The organism is Methylocystis parvus, assembly GCF_049675845.1.
Lineage (GTDB): Bacteria > Pseudomonadota > Alphaproteobacteria > Rhizobiales > Beijerinckiaceae > Methylocystis > Methylocystis parvus_A.
Window position 1 is genome coordinate 2,942,105 of sequence record NZ_CP187161.1, and the last position, 23,699, is coordinate 2,965,803.

General features: G+C 65.6%; 23 protein-coding genes and 2 pseudogenes. 14 read left to right on the top strand and 11 right to left on the bottom strand.

Features of this window, described 5'->3' with window-relative positions:
- Window positions 1-9 precede the first annotated feature (9 nt).
- Window positions 10-1,503: a glycerol kinase GlpK gene (gene glpK / locus ACPFMJ_RS15295; protein WP_424360812.1), complete on the bottom strand. Its 1,494-nt coding sequence runs from the start codon at window positions 1,501-1,503 to the stop codon at window positions 10-12.
- Between the two features lie 162 nt (window positions 1,504-1,665).
- On the opposite strand from glpK, the gene ACPFMJ_RS15300 reads away from it, so the two are divergent.
- The 4 genes from ACPFMJ_RS15300 to ACPFMJ_RS15315 all read left to right on the top strand — a co-directional run bounded on the left by ACPFMJ_RS15300 (window position 1,666) and on the right by ACPFMJ_RS15315 (window position 4,608).
- Window positions 1,666-1,935, top strand: coding sequence for a hypothetical protein (locus ACPFMJ_RS15300; RefSeq protein ID WP_424360813.1), 270 nt, complete (start codon window positions 1,666-1,668; stop codon window positions 1,933-1,935).
- A gap of 50 nt (window positions 1,936-1,985) precedes the next feature.
- Window positions 1,986-2,216 (top strand): FmdB family zinc ribbon protein, encoded by a 231-nt coding sequence (locus tag ACPFMJ_RS15305; protein WP_424360814.1) that lies wholly within the window; start codon window positions 1,986-1,988, stop codon window positions 2,214-2,216.
- 187 nt (window positions 2,217-2,403) lie between these two features.
- Window positions 2,404-4,329, top strand: a complete 1,926-nt coding sequence (gene cobT / locus ACPFMJ_RS15310) for a cobaltochelatase subunit CobT (RefSeq protein ID WP_424360815.1) — start codon at window positions 2,404-2,406, stop codon at window positions 4,327-4,329.
- A 114-nt stretch (window positions 4,330-4,443) separates the two neighbouring features.
- Window positions 4,444-4,608 carry a hypothetical protein gene (locus ACPFMJ_RS15315; protein ID WP_424360816.1) on the top strand — a complete coding sequence of 55 codons (165 nt, stop codon included), beginning with the start codon at window positions 4,444-4,446 and terminating at the stop codon, window positions 4,606-4,608.
- A gap of 69 nt (window positions 4,609-4,677) precedes the next feature.
- Here ACPFMJ_RS15315 and ACPFMJ_RS15320 read toward each other — a convergent pair whose 3' ends face one another.
- Window positions 4,678-5,463 (bottom strand): quinoprotein dehydrogenase-associated SoxYZ-like carrier, encoded by a 786-nt coding sequence (locus ACPFMJ_RS15320; protein ID WP_424360817.1) that lies wholly within the window; start codon window positions 5,461-5,463, stop codon window positions 4,678-4,680.
- A gap of 157 nt (window positions 5,464-5,620) precedes the next feature.
- Here ACPFMJ_RS15320 and ACPFMJ_RS15325 point away from each other — a divergent pair, with 157 nt between their 5' ends.
- Both ACPFMJ_RS15325 and ACPFMJ_RS15330 read left to right on the top strand, forming a co-directional pair.
- Window positions 5,621-6,814: a molybdopterin-dependent oxidoreductase gene (locus ACPFMJ_RS15325; protein ID WP_424360818.1), complete on the top strand. Its 1,194-nt coding sequence runs from the start codon at window positions 5,621-5,623 to the stop codon at window positions 6,812-6,814.
- A gap of 11 nt (window positions 6,815-6,825) precedes the next feature.
- On the top strand, window positions 6,826-7,122 hold the full coding sequence (locus ACPFMJ_RS15330) for a cytochrome c (protein WP_424360819.1): 297 nt from the start codon (window positions 6,826-6,828) through the stop codon (window positions 7,120-7,122).
- Between the two features lie 13 nt (window positions 7,123-7,135).
- Here the strand turns inward: ACPFMJ_RS15330 and ACPFMJ_RS15335 are convergent.
- A pseudogene (locus tag ACPFMJ_RS15335) lies at window positions 7,136-7,942 on the bottom strand (quinoprotein relay system zinc metallohydrolase 2); the annotation flags it as partial.
- Window position 7,943: 1 nt separating this feature from the next.
- On the opposite strand from ACPFMJ_RS15335, the pseudogene ACPFMJ_RS15340 reads away from it, so the two are divergent.
- The 3 genes and pseudogenes from ACPFMJ_RS15340 to ACPFMJ_RS15350 form a co-directional block, all read left to right on the top strand.
- A pseudogene (locus tag ACPFMJ_RS15340) lies at window positions 7,944-9,585 on the top strand (PQQ-dependent dehydrogenase, methanol/ethanol family); the annotation flags it as partial.
- A gap of 86 nt (window positions 9,586-9,671) precedes the next feature.
- Window positions 9,672-10,478 (top strand): substrate-binding domain-containing protein, encoded by an 807-nt coding sequence (locus ACPFMJ_RS15345; RefSeq protein WP_424363883.1) that lies wholly within the window; start codon window positions 9,672-9,674, stop codon window positions 10,476-10,478.
- Complete coding sequence (locus ACPFMJ_RS15350) at window positions 10,475-11,026, top strand: PQQ-dependent catabolism-associated CXXCW motif protein (protein ID WP_424360820.1); 552 nt, start codon at window positions 10,475-10,477, stop codon at window positions 11,024-11,026. Before ACPFMJ_RS15345 ends, ACPFMJ_RS15350 begins: the two co-directional genes overlap by 4 nt.
- Window positions 11,027-11,124: 98 nt before the next feature.
- Here the strand turns inward: ACPFMJ_RS15350 and ACPFMJ_RS15355 are convergent, their stop codons facing one another.
- On the bottom strand, window positions 11,125-11,766 hold the full coding sequence (locus tag ACPFMJ_RS15355; RefSeq protein WP_424360821.1) for a hypothetical protein: 642 nt from the start codon (window positions 11,764-11,766) through the stop codon (window positions 11,125-11,127).
- On the opposite strand from ACPFMJ_RS15355, the gene ACPFMJ_RS15360 reads away from it, so the two are divergent.
- On the top strand, window positions 11,765-12,466 hold the full coding sequence (locus ACPFMJ_RS15360) for a HisA/HisF-related TIM barrel protein (protein WP_424360822.1): 702 nt from the start codon (window positions 11,765-11,767) through the stop codon (window positions 12,464-12,466). The genes ACPFMJ_RS15355 and ACPFMJ_RS15360 overlap by 2 nt on opposite strands.
- Before the next feature lie 48 nt (window positions 12,467-12,514).
- Here the strand turns inward: ACPFMJ_RS15360 and fae (ACPFMJ_RS15365) are convergent, their stop codons facing one another.
- From fae (ACPFMJ_RS15365) to mch, 5 genes are all read right to left on the bottom strand, one after another.
- Entirely contained in the window at window positions 12,515-13,090 is a 576-nt protein-coding gene (gene fae / locus ACPFMJ_RS15365) for a formaldehyde-activating enzyme (protein WP_424360823.1), read from the bottom strand.
- Window positions 13,091-13,258: 168 nt separating this feature from the next.
- The gene (gene fae / locus ACPFMJ_RS15370; protein ID WP_424360824.1) at window positions 13,259-13,768 is read right to left on the bottom strand and encodes a formaldehyde-activating enzyme; all 510 of its coding nucleotides are present in this window, start codon (window positions 13,766-13,768) and stop codon (window positions 13,259-13,261) included.
- A 138-nt stretch (window positions 13,769-13,906) separates the two neighbouring features.
- Window positions 13,907-14,863 (bottom strand): triphosphoribosyl-dephospho-CoA synthase, encoded by a 957-nt coding sequence (locus ACPFMJ_RS15375; RefSeq protein WP_424360825.1) that lies wholly within the window; start codon window positions 14,861-14,863, stop codon window positions 13,907-13,909.
- A gap of 57 nt (window positions 14,864-14,920) precedes the next feature.
- Window positions 14,921-15,904, bottom strand: coding sequence for a RimK family alpha-L-glutamate ligase (locus ACPFMJ_RS15380; RefSeq protein ID WP_424360826.1), 984 nt, complete (start codon window positions 15,902-15,904; stop codon window positions 14,921-14,923).
- Window positions 15,905-15,962: 58 nt separating this feature from the next.
- Window positions 15,963-16,940 carry a methenyltetrahydromethanopterin cyclohydrolase gene (mch, locus tag ACPFMJ_RS15385; protein WP_424360827.1) on the bottom strand — a complete coding sequence of 326 codons (978 nt, stop codon included), beginning with the start codon at window positions 16,938-16,940 and terminating at the stop codon, window positions 15,963-15,965.
- 221 nt (window positions 16,941-17,161) lie between these two features.
- Between mch and ACPFMJ_RS15390 the strand changes: the two genes are divergently transcribed.
- Window positions 17,162-17,320: a hypothetical protein gene (locus ACPFMJ_RS15390; protein WP_424360828.1), complete on the top strand. Its 159-nt coding sequence runs from the start codon at window positions 17,162-17,164 to the stop codon at window positions 17,318-17,320.
- 171 nt (window positions 17,321-17,491) lie between these two features.
- Here the strand turns inward: ACPFMJ_RS15390 and ACPFMJ_RS15395 are convergent, their stop codons facing one another.
- Window positions 17,492-17,983, bottom strand: coding sequence for a hypothetical protein (locus ACPFMJ_RS15395; RefSeq protein ID WP_424360829.1), 492 nt, complete (start codon window positions 17,981-17,983; stop codon window positions 17,492-17,494).
- Between the two features lie 542 nt (window positions 17,984-18,525).
- On the opposite strand from ACPFMJ_RS15395, the gene ACPFMJ_RS15400 reads away from it, so the two are divergent.
- Window positions 18,526-19,485, top strand: a complete 960-nt coding sequence (locus ACPFMJ_RS15400; RefSeq protein WP_424360830.1) for a GlxA family transcriptional regulator — start codon at window positions 18,526-18,528, stop codon at window positions 19,483-19,485.
- 21 nt (window positions 19,486-19,506) lie between these two features.
- Window positions 19,507-21,291 carry a hydrogenase maturation protein gene (locus tag ACPFMJ_RS15405; protein ID WP_424360831.1) on the top strand — a complete coding sequence of 595 codons (1,785 nt, stop codon included), beginning with the start codon at window positions 19,507-19,509 and terminating at the stop codon, window positions 21,289-21,291.
- 167 nt (window positions 21,292-21,458) lie between these two features.
- On the opposite strand, the gene ACPFMJ_RS15410 is transcribed toward ACPFMJ_RS15405, so the two are convergent.
- Window positions 21,459-22,283 (bottom strand): YgfZ/GcvT domain-containing protein, encoded by an 825-nt coding sequence (locus ACPFMJ_RS15410; RefSeq protein ID WP_424360832.1) that lies wholly within the window; start codon window positions 22,281-22,283, stop codon window positions 21,459-21,461.
- A gap of 89 nt (window positions 22,284-22,372) precedes the next feature.
- Between ACPFMJ_RS15410 and ACPFMJ_RS15415 the strand changes: the two genes are divergently transcribed.
- Window positions 22,373-23,698 (top strand): dihydroorotase, encoded by a 1,326-nt coding sequence (locus ACPFMJ_RS15415; protein WP_424360833.1) that lies wholly within the window; start codon window positions 22,373-22,375, stop codon window positions 23,696-23,698.
- Window position 23,699: the final 1 nt, after the last annotated feature.

Below are 23,699 nucleotides of genomic sequence, written 5' to 3' on the forward strand. Positions count from 1 at the left end.
CGCCGCGGCTTACGCCCACCCAAACGACCGCTCGACCGCCTTCTCCCAACCCGCGACGAGCCGCCCGCGCTCGTCGGCGGACATCCCCGGCTCGAAGCGCTTCGAGGCGCGCCAATGGGCGGCGACGTCCTCGACGCTTTTGAAGAAGCCCACGGCGAGGCCCGCGGCGTAGGCGGCGCCGAGCGAGGTCGTTTCGAGATGCCTTGGGCGCACCACGGGCGCGTCCAGAATGTCGGACTGGAACTGCATCAGGAGATCGTTCGCCGCCATGCCGCCATCGACCTTCAATTCGCCGATGGTCGCGCCGGAATCGGCGACCATCGCCGCGAGCACTTCCCGCGTCTGATAGGCGGCCGCCTCCAGAGCGGCGCGGGCGATGTGGCCCTTGTTGGCGAAGCGCGTGAGCCCGGCGACGATCCCGCGCGCGTCGCCGCGCCAGCGCGGGGCGTAGAGGCCGGAGAAGGCGGGCACGAAATAGACGTCGCCATTGTCGGGGACGCTCCGCGCCAACGCCTCGATCTCGTGGCTGTTCTCGATCAGCCCGAGATTGTCGCGCAGCCATTGCACCAGCGCGCCGGCGATGGCGATGGAGCCTTCCAGCGCATAGACGGGCTTTGCGTCGCCGAGCTTGTAGCCGAGCGTGGTGAGAAGTCCCGCCTTCGAGACATGCGGCGTCTCGCCGGTGTTCATCAGCAGGAAGCAGCCGGTGCCGTAGGTGTTCTTCGCGTCGCCGGGCCTGATGCAGGCCTGTCCGAGGAGCGCCGCGTGCTGGTCGCCGAGCGCGCCGGCGAGCGGAGCGCCCGCGAGAGGGCCGACGCCGGCGCCATAGACCTCGCTCGAGGAGACGATCTGAGGCAGGCAGGCGCGGGGGATGTCGAATAGGGCGAGCAACTCCTCGTCCCAGGCCAGCGTCCCAAGCTCCATGAGATGGGTTCGCGACGCGTTTGTCGCATCCGTGACATGGCGTCCGCCGTTCGGGCCGCCTGTCAGGCTCCAGATCAGCCAGCTGTCGATCGTCCCGAAAAGCGCCTCGCCGCTTTCGGCCTTGTGTCGCGCGCCGGGGACGTTGTCGAGAAGCCAGGCGAGTTTCAGCGCCGAGAAATAGGTCGCGAGCGGCAGGCCCGTTTTGGCGCGGACGAGGTCGCCCGCGCCCTGCGCCGTCAGGCGGTCGACGAGCGGCTGGGTGCGCGTATCCATCCACACGAGCGCATTGTGAAGGGGGGCGCCGGTTTCCCGGTCCCAAAGGACGCTCGTCTCGCGCTGATTCGTGACGCCGACGGCGGCGAGGTCGCCGGGGGAAAGCCGCGCCTTCTCCAGCGCGCCCGCGATGGCGGCCTTTGTGTTGGCGAGGATTTCCGATGCGTCGTGCTCCACCCAGCCGGGGCGGGGATAGATCTGCCGGTGCTCGCGCTGGTCCATGGCGCGGATGCCGCCCGCCTCGTCGACGACGACGAAGCGCGTGCTGGTCGTGCCCTGGTCGATCGCGCCGATGAAGCGCTGCATGAAAAGCCCCGCTAGCTTAATGGCTTATGAACGAGGGCTTCAGCCCCGGTTCACCGCGCGCGCGTCAGTCTTGGCCGGTCGAATTCGGTGGAGAATGCGCCATGAAATCCGTCATCGTCAAAATATCGCTCGTCGCTCTGATCGCCGCCGGCGCCTCGGCGGTTGCGTCCGCTCCCGCCCGGGCGCTTCCGGGGATCGATCCGGGCGTCGCCGCCGGGGCGGGTCCGAAAGCGGACAAGGTCTGGTGCGGCCCCCTATGGCTGCGGTTGGGGCGCCGGCGGTTCCCCCTATGTCGGCGGCGGCTATGGCTGGCGCCCGCATCCGCGCCCCTGGGGCTATGGCTATGGCTGGCGCCCGCGTCCCTACTATGGCGGCGGCTGGGGACCGCGCCCCTATTACGGCGGCGGCTGGGGCGGAGGGTGGGGCTGGTAAGCGGAACGCTCCTTGCATCCCTCGCGCGACGCCCATCGCGCGAGGAAGCCATGCCCCTCTACGCCTATTCGTGTAACGAGTGCGAGGCCGAGTTCGAGCTTCTGGTCCGCTCGTCCGACACGCCGGAATGCCCCGCCTGCAAATCGCAGAAGTTGACCCAGCAGGTCTCCCGCATCTGCAAGGAGATCAAATATCCGGCCATCGCCCGGTCCTGGCGCCGCCGCGCGGCGGCGGAGGGGGATCTGTCTAATTTCAGCAAGGCCGAGCGCGGAAAGATTTGAGGGGTTTGCCCCCTCCCTGTCCCTCCCCCGCAAGCGGGAGAGGGGACGCTCGCGATCAGCATACTGGATTTGGGCGCCGGCCTGCTCCCTCTCCCGCTAGCGGGGGAGGGCTGGGGTGGGGGCCTTAAATCAAGGCGATGACGCCTCCGACTTGCTCCTTTCCGCGCGCCCGCGCATATAGTGGCGCATGCCTCCCGCGCCGACAAACCGCCGCCCCGCCTCTCCCAAGGAAGCTCCGCAGGAACCGTTCAAGCGGGCCGTCGCCGGCGCCATGCGCGCCATGGCGAAAAGCCCCAAGCTCGACGTCGCCTTCGCGCCCGAGCGGCCCTCGCTGATCCAGACGGAGGACGGCGCCAAGGCCCGCATCACCGAGCCGCCGCGCAAGCTCTCCGCCAAGGAGGCCGCGGTCGTGCGCGGCCAGGCCGATTCCATGGCGCTGCGCCTCGCCTGCCATGACGACGCTCTGCATCGCCGCTATGCGCCCGAGACGATGGAGGCCCGCGCGGCCTTCGACGCCATGGAGCAGGCCCGCGTCGAATCGATCGGCGCGCGGCGCATGACGGGCGTCGCCGCCAATATCGGTGCGATGCTCGAAGACCGCTATACGCGCAGCCATACCGAAAAGATCATGAGCCGCGAGGACGCGCCGCTCGAGGACGCGCTCGCGCTGATCGCGCGCGAACGCCTCACCGGCCTCGAGCCGCCGCCCCATGGCGCGAAGATCGTGGAGTTCTGGCGCCCCTTCCTCGAGGAGCGCGCCGGCCCCGATCTCGACCGGCTCGTCGGCGCGGTCGAGGACCAGCGGCATTTCGCCCAGATCGTCCGCGAACTGCTCTCGCATCTCGACATGGCCGGCGCCGAGGCGCCCGACGAGACCGAGGCCGAGGACGAAACCGACGAGGCCCCGCAAAATCCGGACGAGGGCGAGGAGCAGGAGCAGGAAGAGAACCAGGCCAAAAGCGCCGCCGAGATGGAGACGGCGCTCGCCGCCGAGGATTCCGAGCAGGAAGGCGAGAGCGAATCCGCCGAGGCCCCCTATGGCGAGACGCCGGAGGAGTCCGACGACGGCGATATGGAGGAGGCCTCCGAGGCCCGCCGCCCGACCACGCCGAACGCCGACCGCTCCGGCTCCGACTACCGCGCCTACACCACCCGCTTCGACGAAATCGTCCGCGCCGAGGAGCTTTGCGATACGGAAGAGCTCGACCGGCTGCGCGCCTATCTCGACAAGCAGCTGCTGCATCTCTCCTCGGTCGTCGGCCGCCTCGCCAACCGCCTGCAGCGCCGCCTGATGGCGCAGCAGAGCCGCAGCTGGGAGTTCGACCTCGAAGAGGGCATGCTCGACCCCGCCAAACTGCCGCGCGTCATCATCGACCCGCAGCAGCCTTTGTCCTTCAAGCGCGAGAAGGACATGGAGTTCCGCGACACGGTTGTGACGCTGCTTCTCGACAATTCGGGCTCGATGCGCGGCCGTCCGATCACGGTCGCAGCGACCTGCGCCGACATTCTGGCGCGCACGCTGGAGCGCTGCGGCGTGAAGGTCGAGATTCTCGGCTTCACCACACGCGCCTGGAAGGGCGGGCAATCGCGCGAGCTGTGGCTCAACGAGGGCAAGAAGGCGAATCCCGGCCGCCTCAACGACGTCCGTCACATCATTTACAAGGCGGCCGACGCCCCCTGGCGGCGCGCGCGGCGCAATCTCGGCCTGATGATGCGCGAAGGCCTGCTCAAGGAGAATATCGACGGCGAGGCGCTCGACTGGGCGCATCGGCGGCTTCTCGCGCGGCAGGAGCAGCGGCGCATTCTGATGATGATCTCCGACGGCGCGCCGGTCGACGATTCGACGCTTTCGGTGAATCCCGGGAATTATCTCGAGCGTCATCTGCGCCAGATCATCCACGACATCGAGACGAAATCGCCCGTGGAGCTGATCGCCATCGGCATCGGCCATGACGTGACGCGCTATTATCGCCGCGCGGTGACGATCGTCGACGCCGAGGAGCTGGGCGGCGCCATGACCGAAAAGCTCGCCGAGCTCTTCAGCGAGAACAATGCGCCGGCGCCGGCGCCCGCCAGGGCGCGTCCGGCGCCGCTCGCCGTCGCGCGCGCTTAACGCAAGCTTCACCGTAACGTCGTATGACGTCGTCGCGACAAAAATTGTCGCGGCGACGATTACAATTGCAACCTTTTCCCATGGCCGCGCGTTAACGGGAGCGCGCCAACGTCAATGAGCGCGCGGGAAGAAGCGTGGCCGGGAGTGAGTGAGATGGCGTTGGTGAGAAAGATGCGCCAAGAGGCGCCTGAGTTTCAGAAAGTTGCGTGCGTGACGGCGATTTGTGCGCTGGCGACCTTGCCGCTGGCCTTTTGCGCGGCGATCACGATCTTCGCGTGAACGTCAAGCAGGAATGAAGAAGGGAGCGTTGGCGCTCCCTTTGTTTTTTCAGTTGCCGTTTCGTAAAGATCAGGACGGTTCGGCGATCGGCCATTCGCCCTTGTAGACGCCGCCCTTATTGTCATGCGCCACGACGCGCATCGTCTTTGCGCCATTCGGGGCGTAAGAGAAGCGGAAGTTCGGGTCTTCCGACAGCGAAATCCCGCCCTCCATCTTGAAGATCAGCTCGTCGCCCTGCCAGACCTCGACCGCGTCGATGTAATGCGCGGGCGTATAGGCGCGGGTGATCTGGTCCATCTGCATGCCGGAATTGTTCGGATGCCTGATCATGATCTGCGCTTCACGCTGGCCCGCGACTGCGCTCCTGAACTCGCGATATTTCATCTTGCCCATATTGGCGAGCGCCTCGTCCGGGTCCTTCCCGGCCGGCGCCGAGCAGCCGCCCGACGCCTTCACGAACTTCATTTCCGAATGCAGCTTCCCGTCGCGCGTCTCGGCCACGGCATGGACATTGGTGTAGCTGTTCACCCGCACGCGCGTCTCGATGAAGTCGACGCCCGACTTGTCGCCAAGCGCGAAGCTCGCCGCCATGGGCATGGGGTTCTGGTCGATGACGAGCGTCGCGGCCTTCACCTTCGCGGGGTCGGAGAAGCGCATGGTCATCGGCACGATGGCTGCGTCCTCGGCGCGCTTGGGCGCGTCGAGCGAGATGGTCCCGTCGGCGGGCGCGATCTCGCGGCCGTGGAAGATGTCCGTGACGAGGCTCGGCCAGGGATCTGCGGGTTCAGCGACGGCGTAAGTGGAAAATGCGACCGCGAGCAGGGCTGCGGCGAGCGCGGTGCGGGTTCCAGACATTCGGTTCCTCCCGGATTTTGGCCGGAGATTAGCGCAGGTCGGGGCGGGACGGTGAGACAAAGTCACGGCGCTCTCGTCGCTCGCGCATAGACTGCGGATCGCATTCGTCCTGTAATGTGGACGGCGCAGGCTCGAGCCGCGCGAGCGAGGACGGCCCATGGATAGAAGAAGGCTTCTCATCGGCGCGGGCGCGCTCGCATTTGGCGGCGCCCGCGACTCGGCCGCGATGGAGCCCGTCGTCCTCCCATTCGCCAATGGCGAGCGTCCGCTGGTTCGTTATCCTGGAAAGCGCCAGCTGATCCTGTTGACGGCGCGGCCCCCGCAACTGGAGACGCGCTTTTCGGTGTTCGACGAGGGCGTCATCACGCCCAATGACGCGTTTTTCGTCCGCTACCACCTCTCCGGCATTCCGCTCTCGATCGACCCCGAGACCTTCCGGCTCGCCGTGAAGGGCAAGGTCGCCCGGCCGCTTTCGCTCTCTCTCGCCGAGCTCAAGAGCGGTTTCGCGCCAGTCGAGATCGTCGCCGTCAACCAGTGTTCGGGCAACAGCCGCGGCTTCGTCAGCCCGCGCGTCGCGGGCGGCCAGCTCGCAAACGGCGCGATGGGAAACGCCCGCTGGCGCGGCGTCCCCCTCTCGGCGATCCTCGACAAAGCCGGCGTGCAGACGGGCGCGCGGCAGGTCGCCTTCAACGGGCTCGACGGCCCGCCGCTCCCCGAGACGCCGGATTTCGTCAAGGCGCTCGATCTCTTCCATGCCGGGGACGGCGAGGTCATGGTCGCCTACGCCATGAATGGCGAGGATCTTCCCTGGCTGAACGGCTATCCGCTGCGCCTCGTGGTTCCGGGCTATTACGGAACCTATTGGGTCAAGCATCTGAGCGAAATCATCGTGCTCGACCAGCCCTTCGACGGCTATTGGATGTCGAAGGCCTACCGCATTCCGGACAATGACTGCGCCTGCACGCCGCCGGGCGAGCCGGCCGTCGCGACGACCCCGATCAAGCGCCTCGCCACGCGCTCCTTCATCACCAATCTGGCCGACGGCGCGAAAGTGCGCGCCGCGGCTAAAACCGCCCTGCGTGGAATCGCCTTCGATGGCGGGCAGGGGATCGGGGCCGTGCTCGTCTCGGCGGATGGCGGAAAGAACTGGACGCAGGCCCGGCTGGGCGAGAATCTCGGCCGATATTCCTTCCGCGAGTGGCGGGCGGAGCTTTCTCTCCCCGCGGGCCCGCATGAGCTGAAGACGCTCGCGATCGCCGGCGCCGGCCGGTCGCAGCCTCTGGAGCCCTTATGGAATCCCCCCGGCTATATGCGGAACGTCGTCGAGACGATTCGCGTCCAGGCGAGCTGAGGAGAAGGACGATGCGGATTTCGCTTCTTGCCGCCGCCCTCGCGCTGATCGCAGCGCCCTGCGCGGCGAAGCCCTTGTCCTACAGCCTCCCCGGCGAGACCGCTGAGCTGCGGCCCGGCCCGGGGCTCGAGACGGCGCAGAACAATTGCGCGGCCTGCCATTCGGTCGACTACATCCTCACCCAGCCGCCGAAAATGGGACGGAAATTCTGGGAAGGCGAGGTCGACAAGATGATCCACTCCTATCATGCGCCCATCGACGCTGCCGACGCGCAGAAGATCGTCGACTATCTCACCGCGACATATTGAAAGCCGCGACCGCCTACTCCCACTCGAGGTCCGCAAACCCGGCCGTTGCGTTGCGGGCGTTGTAATCGTCGAAGAGCTTCCATTTCGGCCGCTCGTCGCCCGCCGCCGTCGCCGCCGCCTCCTTCACGCTTTCGCCCTTCTTGATCGCGGCGCGCAGGCCGGCGGTGAGCTTGGTCAGATAAGCGCGCTCGTCGTCGAGCGCCCTGGGCCAGGGCGCGACCTTTGGACCGTGCCCCGGCACGACGCGCTCGGCTTTGATCTCCGCGAGCTTGTCGGCGACGTCGAGAAAGCCGAGCAGGCTTCCGTCCACCACCGGCACATGCTGAAGAAAGAGCAGGTCCCCGGCGAAGAGCGTGCCTGTCTTCTTGTCCAGGATGGTGAGGTCTGCCTCGCTATGGGCGGTGCGCCAGGCCTGCAACTGGATCTCGCGCCCGCCGAGATCGAGCGTCATCGAATCGGCGACGGTCAGCGTCGGCGCGACGATGGTCGTGTCGTCGAGCGCGTCGCCCATGATCTGGCGGAAGGCGGCGAGATAATGCTCGCCCCGCGTTGCGAGCGCGCGTGGCAGGTTCCTGTGGCCGACGAATGTGACGCCGTCCGCGACGAAGGCGCCGTTGCCGAAGACATGGTCGGGATGGGCGTGGGTGTTGATGACGTAACGGATCGGCTTTTGTGTCTTTTCCCGCAACGCGGCGAGAAACGCCTTGCCTTGAGCGAGGCTCCCGCCCGTGTCGATCACGGCGACCGCGTCGTCGCCGACAATGGCGCCGAGATTGGCGATGCCCCCGAAATTTTCCCGAGTCATCAGGGAGGTTTCGCCCATCGGCGACGTGATGTACCTTCACTCGGCGTTCCCGAACGTCGTCTATGCTCTGAACCTCGCCGACGAGCAGAAGATCATCTGGAAGTACACGCCGAAGCAGGATCCGTCGGTCATTCCGGTGATGTGCTGCGACACGGTCAACCGTGGTGTGCAGTACGCCGACGGCAAGATCTTCCTCCACCAGGCCGATACCGCTCTCGTCGCTCTCGACGCGAAGACCGGCAAGGAACTGTGGAAGGTCGTCGACGGCGATCCGAAAGAAGGGTGAGACGGGCACGGGTGCTCCGCTTGTCGTCAAGGACAAGGTGATCATCGGTATCTCGGGCGCCGAGTTCGGCGTTCGCTGCCACGTCACCGCCTACGACATCAACACCGGCAAAAAGGTGTGGCGCGCCTACTCGATGGGTCCGGATTCCGACATCCTCGTCGATCCGGAGAAGACCATCTCGCTCGGCAAGCCGGTCGGCAAGGATTCTTCGCTCAAGACCTGGAACGGCGATCAGTGGAAGATCGGCGGCGGTTCGACCTGGGGCTACATGGCCTACGATCCGGACCTCAACCTGATCTATTACGGCACGGGTAACCCCTCGACCTGGAACCCGGCTCAGCGTGCCGGGACCGGACGGCAAGCCGATCGACCAGAAGTGGTCGATGACGATGTTCGCTCGCGACGTCGACACCGGTATCGCCAAGTGGGCCTACCAGATGACGCCGTTCGACGAGTGGGACTATGACGGCATCAACGAGCCGATCCTGGCCACTCTCGATATCAAGGGTGAGAAGCGCAAGGTTGCGGTTCACTTCGACCGTAACGGCTTCGCCTACACGCTGGATCGCGTGACGGGCGAGCCGCTCGTCGCCGAGAAGTATGATCCGGTCGTCAACTGGGCGACCAAGGTCGATCTCGACAAGTCGAGCCCGAACTATGGCCGTCCGATCCGCGTGAAGAAGTACTCGACGTTTGCAAACGGCGCGGACTTCAACACGAAGGGCATCTGCCCTGCGGCTCTCGGCTCGAAGGACCAGCAGCCGGCGTCGTTCTCGCCGCTGACCAAGGCTGTTCTACGTTCCGACGAACCACGTCTGCATGGACTACGAACCGTTCAAGGTCTCGTACACGGCTGGTCAGCCCTACGTCGGCGCCACGCTGTCGATGTTCCCGGCCCGGATAAGCCGGAGCGTATGGGTAACTTCATCGCTTGGGATGCTACGACCGGCAAGATCGTCTGGTCGAAGCCTGAGCAGTTCTCGGTTTGGTCAGGTGCTCTGACGACGGCCGGCGGCGTTGCCTTCTACGGCACGCTCGAAGGCTACTTCAAAGCCGTCGACCAGAAGACCGGCAAGGAACTGTTCAAGTTCAAGACGCCGTCGGGCATCATCGGCAACGCCATGACCTACATGAGCATGGTGGCAAGCAGTACGTCGCCGTGTTCTCGGGCGTTGGTGGTTGGGCCGGTATCGGTCTCGCCGCTGGCTTGACGAACCCGACCGATGGTCTGGGCGCTCGGGCCCGGAAGCTGTCATGGCTTCCGGGTTTTTTCGTTTTCTCGTGGCGAACGCCGCGGGCCGGGACTATTTGTTGGAAAACATTGGTCCATCGGCGCATATGCGCGCGTCAAATCGGGAGCGTCATCGCGTGAAGCGGCAGAAGCACTTCAAACAATCATGGAAGCAGGCCCTCGCTCTCGCGCTCGGCCTCGCCGCACTTCCCGCCGCCGCGCAGCATATGGGACCCGACGCCGGCGCGAAGGGCTCGGACAACGCCAGCGGCATCGAATTGATCGATCCCAAAGTGCTCCGCGTCTGCGCGGATCCCAACAACCTTCCCTTCTCGAACGAGAAGGGCGAAGGTCTCGAAAACAAGATCGCGGAGCTTCTCGCCGCGAAGCTCCACAAGGAGCTCGCCTACGCCTTCTATCCCGGCGCGACCGGTTTCGTTCGCAATACCCTGAATGCCCATCTTTGCGACGTTATTCTCGGCATGCCGCAAGGCAATGACCTCGTGCAGCCGACCAATCCCTATTACCGCACGACCTACGCCATCGTGACCCGCGCGGGCTCTGATCTCGACGGCGTCAAGGATCTCGACGATCCGCGCCTCAAGGAAAAGAAGGGCAAGATCGGTCTCGTCGCCAACACGCCGCCGGGAAATATTCTCGCCAAGAACGGCATGATCGGCCTCGTGAAGCCTTATCCGCTCATGATCGACACGCGCGTCGAATCGTCGAGCGCCACGATGATCCACGATCTCGAGACCGGCCAGATCGACGCCGCGCTGCTCTGGGGTCCGATCGCCGGCTATTACGCCAAAACGTCGACCACAAAACTCAATGTCGCGCCGATCCCCGAGACGCCCGGCACGCGCATGGCCTTCCGCATCGCCTTCGGCGTCCGCCATTCGGATCAGAACTGGAAGCGCGAACTCAATACGCTGCTGTCGCAGAACAAGGGCGAGATCGACCAGATCCTTGCGAATTACGGCGTGCCCATGCTGGACGAAGCCGGCCAGCCGGTCCAGAAGGCCGCGCGATGACGCGCTGGGCATCCGCCCTTCTCGCGCTCGTCCTCGCCGCGCCCGCCCAGGCGCAGATGAAGGCCCGGCCGCCGGAGCCCGAGGGCTATCGCATGGAGGCATTCCGCGCGCCTGTGCCCGCGTCGCTGAAGGGCGCGACGGTGATCGACACTGCGAGGGCTTTCGAACTGTGGAAGGCGAAATCGGCGGTCTTCGTCGACGCGCTGCCGCATGCGCCGAAGCCGGAAGGCTTACCCAAGAACGCCGTCTGGCGCGAGCAGCCGCGCTTCGATATTCCGGGGAGCGTCTGGCTGCCCGATACGGGCTACGGCGCCCTTTCCGAGGCGACGCAGCGCTATTTTGAAAAGGGGCTGGAGAAAGCGACCGGCGCCGATAAGAAGAAGCCGCTTGTTTTCTACTGCCTCACGGATTGCTGGATGTCGTGGAACGCCGCGAAGCGCGCCCAGACTCTCGGCTATGCAAATGTGAGCTGGTATCCGGAAGGCACGGATGGCTGGGCCGCCGCCAAACATCAGCTGGAAGAGCGCAGGCCCGAGCCGAGAGAGTAGCTGGCGGGTTCGATCGGACCCACGCGACAGATTCGAGAGCGCGCGCGAAAGCCGGATTGCTTTTGCTGCGCACGCAATGACCGCGGCGCCACGCTGCCTTACTCCATCTCCGCGATGATCTTACGCGCCAGCGCGCCGAGGCGTTGTTCGATCAGCGCGGGGCTCTCGCAGACATAGCTCACCATCTTGCGCTGCTCGTCGAAGAGGCGCACGCGCCATTGCAGCGCTTCGGCGGCCTTCTTCACCGCCTCCGGCTCCGGCGGCTTCTTGTTCTGCAGGTCGTAGAAAGCCTGCGTCTCATTACGCGTCTTTTCCGCCATTTCCTTGAGCCGCCGTCCGAAACGGTCGAGACCGTTGACGATGTCGAGCCGCTCGCCGTTCAGCTTCTCATAGAGTCCCGCAAAAAGGAGGGTGAGCCGCGACTTGCGGTTCGCCCCGGCGCTCTTGGCGAAATCGTCGATAAGCTTTTCCGCCTCTTCCTGCGGCGTGCGCCGGGGCGCGATGCGCGCGACGAGGTCGGCGACCGCGGCGTCCTCGCGCCAGCTCTTTCTTTCCTGTTCGATGGACGGCCCCGTCCAGACGCCGCCAAGTGCGATTTCCGGAACCCGCACCTGCTTGCAGGGCCAATCGCCCTGCATGGTCTGCGCGGATACGGGCGCGGCGGAGAGGGCGAGCGCAAAAAGCGGGGCGCGGAAAAAGCGGATCGTTCTTGTCGTCGGCATGCGCCTATAATGCCTCATGCAGGTCATTCCCGTCATCGATATTCGCCACGGCGCGGTCGTGCGCGCGATCGCCGGCCGGCGCGATGAATACGCGCCGATTGAAACGCCGCTCGCGCCGTCATGCGCGCCGCTCGACGTCGCATGCGGGCTGATGGCGCTTCATTCTTTCGAGACGCTCTATATCGCGGATCTCGACGCCATCGAAGCGCGCGGCGAAAACAGCGGCGCAATCGTCCGGATCTGCGAGGCCTTCCCGAAGCTTCGTTTATGGGTCGACGCCGGAATCAGGAGTTTGGACGAGGCGCGCGATCGGGCGCAATCGCCGTGCGTCGATCCCGTGATCGGAAGCGAGAATTGTGCTGATGTCGCGTCGCTCGAACCGCTGCGAAACGATTCGCGCGTCATTCTCTCGCTCGACTATCTCGGAGAGCGATTTTTGGGCAATCCCCTTCTTCAGGATTGCGATGCGTTCTGGCCGGAGCGGGTCATCGTCATGACGCTGGCGCGCGTCGGCGCGGGCGCAGGGCCGGACGTCGCGCGCGTCGCCGCCTTCGCAAAGCGCGCAAAGGGGCGTCGCGTCTATGCGGCCGGCGGCGTGCGCGGCATGGAGGATCTTCATGCGCTGAAAGTCGCCGGCGCCGCAGGCGCGCTGGTCGCGACGGCGCTGCACGACGGACGGCTGACGCGCGAGGATCTCCTGCGCCTCGCGCAAAAATAAAAGGGGAGCCGCGTGGGCTCCCCCTTGCAGACGCGCGCGGCGTTGCGATCAGTTGGCGGCGAAGGGATGCTTCGCGGTGACGCGCTCCTGGACGACGCGCTGGGCCTTGGGGTCGCCCTTCATCGCGCGGGCGATGGCTTCCTTCGTGGCCGTATAGTTGAAGTCCTGGATCTTCTGGTCGTCATTGGCGTCCCAGTGGATGAAGACGCCGACGCAGATGAAGAGGTCTTCGGCCTTCTCGAGCGGGATCACGCCCTCGGCGACCGAGTCGGCGACGGCCTTGGCGACGCCGTGCTGCGCAGGGCCGAACATCTGAACGGCCTGCTTGGCGTTCTTGATGGTCACCTTGTTGAACATCATGGTGTAGGGCTTGACGAGCAGGTTCGGCGCGATGACCGCGAGCAGCGTCGTGAAGCCGTCCTTGTTGTTCACGAGGCCGTTGGCGAAAGCCTTTTCGGCCGCCGAACCGCGCGGACCCATGATGAGGTCGATATGGGCGACCTCATTGCCATCGCCGACGAGCGACTCGCCGACGCCGGTCTTGGCGTTCGCCGATCCCGTGAAGCCGCCGGCCGACGGCTTCGGAAACAGCGCGCCCAGAATCTTTTCGAAGAAAGAAGCCATGTTTTTCATCCCTCCCGGCGCCATTCGCGTAGAGCGGCGTCTATTGGTCGCGCATGCGCGCGGAGTCTGATTCTTATGTCGACGCCCGGCTGCGCGGCGCGTCTTTTGTACGGCTGAACGGGGAGCCGGCGAGGGCTCCCCGAAAATCTTGCGCTAAGGCGTCCGAAATCAGTTCGGAGCGAAGGGGTGCTTGGCCTCATTGCGCTTGGCGACGACTTCCGAAGCCTTCGGCTCGCCCTTGACGGCGCGGGCGATGGCTTCCTTCGTGGCCTGGTAGTTGTAGTCCTGGATCTTCTTGTCGTCGTTGGCGTCCCAGTGAATGAACACGCCGACCGAGATGAAGAGGTCGTCGGCTTCCGCGACCGGGATCACGCCTTCGGCGACCGAGTCGGCGACGGCCTTGGCGACGCCGTGCTGGGCCGGGCCGAACATCTGGACGGCCTGCTTGGCGTCCTTGATGGTGACCTTGTTGAAGAGGATCGTGTTGGGCTTGCAGAGCAGGTTCGGGGCGACGACCGCGAGGAGGGTCGTGAAGCCGTCCTTGTTGTTGACGAGAGCGTTCGCGAAGGCGAGCTCAGCGGCCGAACCGCGCGGACCCATGATGAGGTCGATGTGAGCGACTTCGTTGCCCTCGCCGACGAGCGACTCGCCGACCAGCATCTTGTTGATCAAAGCCATGTGCGTTTCCTTTCCAGTTCCCCCTAAGCGGCAAGCGCGCCTTGCGCAGCGACCGCTCCTATCTTCGTTTTCGGCGTCGGACGAAACGGCCCGACCGGTTGGCCAGATAGCCGCGAGACCACCCCGCGCGGCGCGGACTCAACCATTTTTGCGCGCGCTTGCCAAGAGTGGCTGGAGGGAATCGGCGAAAAGAACGGCCACCGTCAGGTCCGCGCTCGTGCCGGGATTCAGCCTGTTTTCCTTAAGCTTCCGGTCATAGGCGAGGGCCAGCGCGAAGGCCGCGTCCCGCGTCGCGCCTTCGATCTCCAGGGCGACGTCCGCAGCTTCCGCGCGCACGGCGTGCGCGGTCTCGAGCCCATATTTGCGGGCGATGTGGCTGTCGGGAAAGGCGGCGAGGAAGGCCATATAGACTTCGAGCGTCGCGCGCGGCGCGTTATGGCCGCGCGTTCGGGCGCGTTGCAGGGCGCCAAGGCCCGTGTCGAAGATGTCCTCGAATCCGCTGGCGTATTGATAGCCGATGCGGTCGCGATCCGCCGAGGCGCGCATCGCCTCGAGCAGCGTGACGTCGGCGGGGCCGGCGACGTCATGCGCTTCGGCCGAACCGAGCCCGGCGGGACTGGCGCGCGAAATGGCGCGAAAGGCGGCGTCGGCGTCTTTCATGTCGAGCGCGCCGAGCACGCGCCCCGTCTCCCGGCGAAGATCGTCGCTCTCGGCGGTGAGCGTCGCATGGGCGAGCGGGGCGCAGAGCAGCACGATGCCGAGATTGGTGTTCTGGCCCACGGCCGCCCATGTCGCCTCGACCGCGCCGAGAATGCGCTCGCCGACGCTCGCCCCCTGCGCGGCGATGAAGGGCGCGGCGGCGCGGGCGCTGTCGACGAAGTCCTTCGCCTCCATGCCGTGGCCGGGCGCGAAGTGATGGACATTGCCGGGCTTGGGCGCCGCGAGCTCCGCTTCGCAGGCGGCGACGAAGGCGGCGGCGACGGACGTCTCCCTCTGCCCGCTTGCGGGGAGAGGGTTCGAGTGAGGGGCAGGGGCGAACTCCCTCTCCCCGCTCGCGGGGAGAGGGTTGGGGTGAGGGGCAGGGGGATGCGTCAAATCTGTTACCCGTTCATCCGCGCAAAGCCGGAAAAGGAGAGGGCGTCGCCTCGTTCCTCACCCTAGCCCTCTCGCCGCGTCGCCGGGAGAGGGGATCAACGCGAGCGCGTCCGCCGCAAGCCGCTCGGCGATGGAGAAGGGCGTGATGCGCTGCAGTCCGCTCCAGCCCGGCATGGAGTTCACTTCCAGGACCATGGGCCGGCCATCGGCGCCGGCGATGAGATCGACCCCCGCCATGATCGTTCCCATGGCTTGCGCCGCCGCGAGCGCCATGTCGCGCTCTTCCTTCGTCGGCGCAACTGCGACCGGCCTCGCGCCCTGGCGGACATTCGTGATCCAATGGCTCGACCGGCGCTTCATGGCGGCGACGACCTCGCCCCGTGAGACGAGGATGCGCATGTCCTCGTAAGGCGGGCGGCTGGGGCCGACGAAGCGTTGCAGATAGAAGACGCCGCGCGCCTCCTCGGCGGAGGGAATGTCGCTCTCCGTCTCGATGAGCCGGATGCCCCAGCCCTGCGCGCCGAAAAGCGGCTTCATGACGAGCGGGCCGTTCGGCAATTCGCGCCTTGCGATGGCCCGCGCCTGGGCGAGGCTTTGGGTGGCGAAAGTCTCGGGCGCGGGAACGCCGGCGCGGGCCAGCAGGAAACTCGCCATGCTCTTGTCGGTGCAGCGCTCGATGGCGCGGGCGCCGTTGACGAGCGGGACGCCGAGCGCCTCCAGCGCATGCAGCACGCCGAGCCGCATGGTGATGGCTTCGAGCGAACCGTCGCCGATGGCGCGCACGATGGCGAGGTCGGGCAGCTCATGGAAGCCGGGAATGGCGAGGCCGTGGGGCCGGCTCGTGTCGATGCGGCAGGCGAAGAGCCGCGCGGCGACGGGCGTCGCGTCCAGCGCGCGAAAGGCCGCGAGCGTATGCTCGACATGCCAGTCGAGCTTGTCGGTGAAGATCGCGACGCGGGGTTTTTTCGCCCTCTCCCTGTGTGCAGGCAGAGGGCCGGGGCGAGGGGCGAGGGGATGACAGGAATCTTTCAACGCCGCCACGAACGCCTCGCCCCTCACCCTAAACCTCTCCCCGCTTTCACGGGGAGAGGGGACGACATTAACCCCCGAAGGACTTATCCAGCAGCTCTTCGTTGATCTTGCCGGCGCGGAAGGTTTCGCCGGTCTCGACCGCCGTCACCAGCGCTTCCGCCGGCGAGAAGAGGCTGCCGTCGATCTTGTAGAAGTCGCCCTTATAGGCCTTGAAGATGTCCGCGAAGGGCTGGCCGTAATCCTTGGAATTATGGCTCGGCAGCTTCTCGGCGAGCTCCTTCGCCGCCGCCGCCGGACCCTTCACGAAGAGATGGGCGCGGCCGGCGTAGATGATCGCGTCATTGGTGCGGCCCATGGCCTGCACGAAGTCCGGATGAGGCGGCGAGAGCGGCGCCGTCGCGATGCCGTCGACGATGTTCTCGAGCGGGAAGTGCAGCTCGTGCGCCTTGTGCAGCGCGACCTCGAGAACGCGGCCCACGACCTGCACGCTGCCGGCGAGCGACTGCGTCGGCGCATAGACGAAGGCGACCTTGTCGGGCGAGACGCCGGATTTCGACGCCACCTTCTCGACGACTTCCGGCGGCGGCGCCTTGTCGCTTTCGAGGACGATGGTCACGCGGCCCGCCTGATCCTTGTAGGAAAGCTCCTCGAAAAGCTTCTCGACGCGCGCCTGGGCGCGGCCGGGGCCGGAGCCGAGCGCGAAGAATTTCTCGTGGGAAAGGCTCCAGCCGGCGTATTGGCTGGCGAGGCAGGCGACGACGGGATCGTTCGACGCGACGGTGAGCCAGAACGGCCATTTATGAGCGCCCGGCGCATGCGAAAGCGTGACCTTGCCGAGGCCGCCCATGCAGATTTCGGTGAGCAGCAGGCCGGCGTCGACGCCGCCCGCGGCCTTCGCGCCCGCATCGATCAGCAATTCGCCGAGGCTGCCGCGCGAGACGGCGACGCGATAGCGATCCGCCCCGGCGACGAGCCGGTCGACGATCTCGCCCGCGAGAGTGTTGACGCTGGCCGTCGCGCGGCCCGAATTGTCGCTTGCGGTCACTTCTGGTCCTTCCCTCGAAAATTCTGTGGCTCTTCCCTTTGCCTCGGTTCGGTCATAATCGATAGGACCGCCCGCGGGAGGCGCGGGCGCAACTTATAGAGCTTTGCGGCCAAAACGAAAGCGTCCAAAGTTGGCGAGGCTTGAACCGGATCGCGCGAGTTCATCTCAGCGTCATCCGGCCCCGGTAGACAAATTTGGGACGGCGTTGGGGGACAATGAATATGAGCGGGGAAAAGACCGCCCGGTCGCCGGCCTGCGAGGGGGCGCGTTTCTCTTTCAGAGACGTCGCGATTGTGATCGCCGCCATCGCCATGATCGTGCTGGGCAATTGCGGCGTCGTGCGCGCCCTCGACATCGCGTTGGACGCCATCCGCCGCTAAAGGCCTTTCTGAAGTTCGCGGATCAGCCTTCCTGGCGATCGAAATCGCGTGCGATGCTGGCGCGATGGTGGCCCTCGAAAACAAGGTCCAGCCGCGCCAGCTTCTCGCGCGCCTTCTCACGACGCCTCCGATGCGGCGCCATGCGTCCTCCGGCTCTGCTGAAAGCAGGGCTTATGCGCCGAGGATCTGTGATATTTCCCCGAGCGTCGCCTTCTCCGCGTCGCTGACTTTCACGCCGCCGAATCCAAGGAAGCCGCCTTCGGTCCCCGCTTCGGCCACTGTCCTCGCGATCTGCGCGAGCCACCCGTTGAAAGCCCTGGCCTCGCCCGGCGCCTTCTGATTGACGAGCGTCGCCGTCTCTTTCAGCGCTTCGAGCGCCCTGCTTTTGATTTCGTCCATCTGCGCGCCCTGCACGATGCTGCGAATTCCTTCGCGCGCATCGGCCCGCCCGGCGGGGGTGAGGATTTCGTCGGCGACGGCCTTGACCAGATCGCCGCCGCTACCTGTTTTCGCTTCGGCCAGTTGCTTTGCGTTGGCGAAGGCCTCCTGCAGCGCGCCGACGAAACCCGACGGATCCGCGGCGCTGACGGCGAAGCCCGCGAGCAGCGGCGCTTGCACCAACTTCTTCCATTCCGCCGGAGCAAAATCATTCTTCGTAACCATTCTGTCCTCCGATCCGCTTGTCTTCAAACCCCGTCCATCAAACCTGCCGCCGCGCTTTCCGTTGTCCAGGCGGCTATTCGAGTCGATTGACGACCGCCCAGCTCGCGAGAAAGACGAGCGCGACGAGCGCAGCGGCGACCGCGGTGATGAGCAGCGGCTTGCTTTGGTTGAACATCGGCCCCTCTGTGAACTGGCTGATGCCTTGCAGAACACTTCATAAATCGTTTCGCATTGGCGTAAGGCAACAGCTGGAGACGCCTGCAAGCGAGGATGCGCGAGCCTCTGGAGCGAACTTTCCGCTCGTTGGAGGGGAAGGTTTTTGTTTTGCCTGCTCTTTTTGAGATTTCCGCTTCGCATCGTCAAAATGGATGAAGCTGTGCGCTAGAGCGGATGGCAGGATTCGTTGTCTTTTTGTCGTTGCGCCCCACGGCATGTGGCGAGAAACTGATGACATGGTCAGCAGTAAGCCACCTTTTGATTTAAGTGTTTTCGAGCGCGAGGCGGATCGCTCGGCGGTCCAGGGGGTCCGCAGAATCGGTTTTTTGATTTATCCGAATTTCGAGATTCTCGACCTTTGCGGTCCTCTCGACGCCTTTTATTATGCCGAACGCGCCCTCGGCATGACTGGGCGGACGACGGAGCCCGGCTATCAGCTTCTTGTGATCGCGCCGGCGAAAGGTCTCGTGAAATCCAAATGCGGACTGGAAATTCAAGCCGGTCATGATCTCTCGGAGATCGTCGGCGGGATCGACACGCTGATCGTCTCGGGCGGAGAAGGCGTGATCGCGGCCTGCGCCGATGACGAACTCGTCGACTGGATCAAGGCGATGGCGTGCCGCGCGCGACGCGTCGCCTCCATCTGCAACGGCGCCTTTCTCCTTGCCCGCGCGGGGCTGCTCAACAATCGCAAGGTCACGACGCACTGGCTCTATAGCGAGCAGCTCGCGGCGGCTTATCCTTGCATCAATGTCGAGCCGAACCTCATTTTCGTGCGCGACGGCGGCGTCTATACCTCGGGCGGCATCACGGCCGGGATCGACCTTGCTCTGGCGCTGATTGAAGAAGACCTCGGCCGCGAAGTGCCGCGCATCATCGCGGGCGTGATGGTCGTCTTCCTTCGTCGGCCTGGCGGCCAGGCGCAGTTTAGCCCTTTCCTGCAGGGCGAGACCTCCAGTTGCCGAGACATCGCCGAACTAAAATCGTGGATTCTGGGAAACGCCGGGGAAAACCTCAACGTCGAGCGTCTCGCCGCCAAGGTCGCCATGAGCCCGCGCAATTTCGCGCGCCGCTTTCATGCGGAGGTCGGCGTGACCCCCGCGCGGTTTGTCGAATTCGCCAGAGTCGAAGCGGCGCGGCGCCGGCTCGAACAGTCGGATCTGTGCCTTCAAATCATTGCAGAAAATTGCGGATTTGCGACGTCGGAGCGGATGCGGCGGGCTTTCCGGCGCAGCCTCGGCGTCGGTCCGCATGAATATCGGGAGCGCTTTCAATCGACTTTCTAAGAACAATAAGGAGGGCAGCCAATGAACATACTTTTTCTCACCACCGCGCATAACAGCCTGAGCCAACGTCTGCTGATCGAACTCACCGAACGCGGGCATCGAATCTCGGTGACGATCGCGGACAGCGAAGCGGCCATGCTCGGCGCCGTCGCGCGCGAAGATCCCGACCTCATCATCGCGCCCATGCTGAAAGCCGTCGTGCCGGAGGAGATCTGGTCGAAGCGCGTCTGTCTCATCGTGCATCCGGGAATCATGGGCGATCGCGGGCCGTCCTCGCTCGACTGGGCGATCATGGGCGGCGAGAAGCGCTGGGGCGTGACGGTGTTGCAGGCGGCGGCCGAGATGGACGCCGGCGCGATCTGGGCGAGTCATGAATTCCCGCTGCCCGTCGTCGCCGACGCCAAGGGAAGCCTCTATCGCAACGAAGCGACCGACGCCGCCGTCAAGGGCGTGCTGGAGGCGGTGGAGAAATTCGAATCGGGGCGCTTCCGTCCCATTCCGCTCGACTACAAGCGGCCCGAGGTGCGCGGACGCTTGCGGCCGACCATGACGCAGAAAGATCGCGCGATCGACTGGGCTCGCGATCGCACGGACGATGTCGTGCGCAAGATCCGCGCGGCCGACAGCGCGCCCGGCGTGCTGGATACGCTTTTCGGCCTGCCCGTGTTTCTTTACGGCGCACATCACGAAGACCGGCTGAAGGGCTCAGCCGGGGCCGTCATCGCGAAGCGGGACGGCGCCGTCTGCCGCGCGACGGTGGATGGGGCGGTGTGGGTCACGCATCTCAAGCTCAAGGGCGATGCGCATGGCGTAAATTGCCGCTTCGGCGAGAACGTTTGCGCTTTTTGCGACGCCGACTTTTGCCCCGTCGCCGGAATCAAGCTGCCCGCGACGCAGATTTTGGGGCCGTTGCTGCGCGGCGTTCCGGAAAGCGTGCTGCCGGTCGTGGCCGAGGTCGACTATCGCAGCTTTCGCGAGATCCGCTATGTGGAACGCGATGGCGTCGGGCATATTTATTCCGATTTCTACAATGGCGCGATGAGCACCGAGCAGTGTTATCGCCTGCGCGACGCGTTTCTCTTCGCGCGCAGCCGGCCGACGCGCGTCATCGTCCTGCATGGCGGCAGGGACTTCTTCTCCAACGGCATCCATCTGAACGTGATCGAAGCCGCCGAGGATCCGGCGCTGGAATCCTGGCGCAACATCAACGCCATCGACGACGTGGTCCATGAAATCCTCAACACCATGTCGCATGTCGTCGTCGCCAGCATGCGCGGCAACGCCGGCGCGGGCGGCGCCATTCTCGCTCTCGCCGCGGACAAGGTCTTCGCGCGCGAGGGCGTCGTGCTCAATCCGCATTACAAGGGCATGGGCGGTCTCTATGGGTCCGAATACTGGACTTATCTGCTGCCCCGGCGCGTCGGAGCGGAGCGCGCCCGCGATCTGACGGAAGGCTGCCGGCCGATGGGAACGACGGAAGCAAAGTCGATCGGCTTCGTCGACGAGGTCTATGGCGGCGACGTCGAGACGTTCGAGCGGCATGTCGCGGTGCAGGCGGCGGCGATCGCGCGGCGCGCTGATTTCTGGAGCCTCTTGCGCGACAAGCACGACAAGCGCGTGCGGGACGAGCGCGTCAAGCCGCTCGCGGCTTATCGCGCCGAGGAGCTTGCGAAAATGAAGGTGAATTTCTTCGGGCCGGACCTCGCCTATCACCGGGCCCGTGAGAATTTCGTCTACAAGGGACGCGCGCAGGCGAAGCCCGCCGTCCATGCCGCCGCGCGGGAGGGCATGACGGCGGCGATGTAAAAAGGCTTATGGGCGACGCCTGGCCGCGTCGCCCGTTCTCACGCCTTCGCGCCCCGTCGCGCCAGCGACCAGGAGCGATAGGCGCCGGGGGTCATGCCGGCGTAGCGGCGAAAAGCGCGGCGGAAGCTCGGGCCGCCTTTCGACTGGTCGAAGGGCGGCCCCCTCCGTCAGCTCTTGTCGATGAACTCCAGCGGGACGCCGCCGGCGACCGGGGCGTCGCCTTTCTCCTTCGCGTCGGCGAGGCGGTCGAGGCGGATCAGGGCGAGGCCCTCTTCGCCCACGGCCGAACCGGTGACGCCGATCTCGATCTCGCCCGCGCGGATCGATTGCCCCGGCGCCGGCGCCCCGCCAGCGGCGCGATAGGGCGTCACGCGCTTGCGCACGAGATTGCGGTGTTTCATGCGCGAGACGACTTCCTGGCCGACATAGCAGCCCTTCTTGAAGTCGAGGCCCGACAGAAGGTCCATATCCGCCTCGTGCGGAAAAGCGTCGCTATAGGCGAAGTCGACGCCGCCCAGCGGCACGCCGGCGCGGATGCGGCGCGTTTCGTAATCTTCGAGCGGCCCGGAAGCGTCGATCTTCCCCTTTTCGGCGAGCGCGCGCCAGCCGAGAAGCTCCGCGCGCGGGTCGACCGCGAGCGCGACGGCCTCGATTTCGGGGCGCGACGCGGCGTCGGGGAAGGCGATGGTCTCGAGCGCGTCGCTAAGGTTGGTCACGACGATCTTCGAGCGAAGCTTGTACATGTTGAGCCGCTTCTCGAGATCGCCAACGAGGGAAAGCGGACAATCGAGTAGGAAACGCCCCTCTCCCAGCGCGAAGACGACAAAATCGAACAGGATCTTTCCTTGCGGGGTGAGCAGCGCCGCAAAGCGCGCCTCGCCCGCTTTCAGCGACGCGATGTCGTTTGTCACCAGATTATGCAGGAACTTCGCCGCATCTTCGCCGGTGACGTCGATAACGCCGCGGTCCTTGAGCAGGATCGCCGTGGTCATTGTTCTTTCCCGTATTTGGCGCGCAACGCTTGGCGCGTCATCAACTTGTGCTTATCTAGGGCGTTGTCACTGCAAGCGAGGCGCCATTCATGTCGCAGACTTTCGACCTCATCCTTTCCGGGGGCACGCTCGTCAACCAGGACGGCGAGGGGTTGAGAGACGTCGGGGTCCGCGACGGCAAAATCGCCGAGATCGGCGACCTCTCCCGCGCTTCGGCTGGCGAGACGATCGACTGCCGGGGCCTGCACATTCTCCCCGGCGTCGTCGATTCGCAGGTGCATTTTCGCGAACCCGGCCTCTCGCACAAGGAGGATCTCGAATCCGGGTCGCGCAGCGCCGTGATGGGCGGCGTCACCGCCGTGTTCGAGATGCCGAACACCAGCCCGCTCACGACGACCGAGGCGGCGCTCGCCGAGAAGGTCGCGCGCGGAACAAACCGGATGCATTGCGACTTCGCCTTCTGGGTCGGCGGCACGCATGAGAACGCCAGGGACCTCGCCGAGCTCGAGCGTCTGCCGGGCGCGGTCGGGATCAAGGTGTTCATGGGCTCGTCGACCGGCTCGCTGCTCGTCGCGGACGACGAAGGCATTGCGCAGGTGCTCGCGCATACGCGCCGCCGCGCCGCCTTCCACAGCGAGGACGAATTTCGCCTCGAAGAGCGCAAGCCCCTGCGCGTCGAGGGCGATCCGAGTTCGCATCCCGTCTGGCGCGACGTGGAGACGGCGCTACGCTCGACCCAGCGACTTCTGCGCATCGCGCGCGAAAAGCGCGCGCTCATCCATGTGCTGCATGTGACGACCGCGGAGGAAATCGACCTCCTCGCGCAGCACAAGGACGTTGCGACCGTTGAAGTTACGCCCAACCATCTCATGCTCGACGCGGAGGCTTATCAGCGCATCGGCACGCTGGCGCAGATGAACCCGCCCGTGCGCGAAGCGCGCCATCGCGACGCGCTGTGGGAAGGGCTGCGGCAGGGCGTCGTCGACGTGATCGGCTCGGACCACGCGCCGCATACGCTGGAGGAGAAGGCGCAGCCTTATCCGAAAAGCCCCTCCGGCATGACGGGCGTGCAGACGCTCGTGCCTCTGCTGCTCGACAGCGTGAACAAGGGCAAGCTCACCCTCGCCCGCTTCGTCGATCTGACGAGCGCGGGGCCGAACAGGATTTTCGGGATGGCCGGCAAGGGGCGCATCGCCAAGGGCTACGACGCTGACATCACCGTGGTCGATATGAAGCGCCGCGAGACCATCCGCAACGAATGGGTGGCCTCCCGCGTCGGCTGGACGCCCTTCCACGGCGCCGAAGTCGTCGGCTGGCCGGTAGGGACATTCGTGCGCGGGACGAAGGTGATGTGGGAGGGCGAACTCGTCACGCCGTCGACCGGACAGCCGATCAGGTTTCAGGCGGCGCTGTAGC